This is a genomic window from Pseudonocardia sp. SID8383 (genome assembly GCF_009864975.1).
GTDB classification, from domain to species: Bacteria; Actinomycetota; Actinomycetes; order Mycobacteriales; family Pseudonocardiaceae; genus Pseudonocardia; species Pseudonocardia alni.
Window position 1 is genome coordinate 1 of sequence record NZ_WWFY01000020.1, and the last position, 662, is coordinate 662.

The 662-nt window shown below is 77.3% G+C and carries 1 protein-coding gene; it reads right to left on the reverse strand.

Annotated features, from left to right (window positions below; all coding sequences use genetic code 11):
- On the reverse strand, positions 1-662 hold a 662-nt coding region (locus tag GTW08_RS00650; RefSeq protein WP_161151245.1), incomplete at both ends, for a condensation domain-containing protein.

Sequence of the window (662 nt, forward strand, 5' to 3'; positions counted from 1 at the left end):
CGCGGCGGGCCCGGTCGGCCTCCCCGGCCGCGGCGACGTCGATCCGGCGGACCGGGCGCCGCGGGTCGGCCACGACGGCGCGCAGCACCGTGGTCAGCCGCTCCCCCAGCGCGTGCACGGTCGCGGCGTCGAACAGCTCGGTGCGGTACAGCAGCCGCACCCCCAGCGGTTCCTCCGGCCCGCCGTCGCGGAACTCGACGACCAGGTCGAACTGGGCGCGGGCGGGCGGCTGCGGCTGCTCGCCGACGGTGACACCGGGCAGGACCAGGCCCGACTCGCGGGCGGTGCCACCGGCGCGGTGCACCACCATCACCTGGAACAGCGGGGTGGTGTCGGCGCTGCGGTCCGGGTTGACCGCGCGCACCACCGACTCGAAGGGCACGTCGGCGTGCGCGAACGCCTCCAGGTCGGCAGCCCGGACCCGGTCCAGGACCTCGGTGAATCCGGGGTCGCCGGACAGGTCGGTGCGCAGCACCAGGGTGTTGACGAAGAACCCGACGACGTCCTCCAGTGCCTGGTCGGCGCGGCCGGCGACGGGGGCGCCCAGCGGGATGTCGTCGCCGGCGCCGAGGCGGTGCAGCAGGACCGCGACCGCGGCCCGGGCGAGCATGAAGGTGCTCGCACCGGCGGCGCGCGCCGTGCGGCGCAGCTCGGCGCCGAGC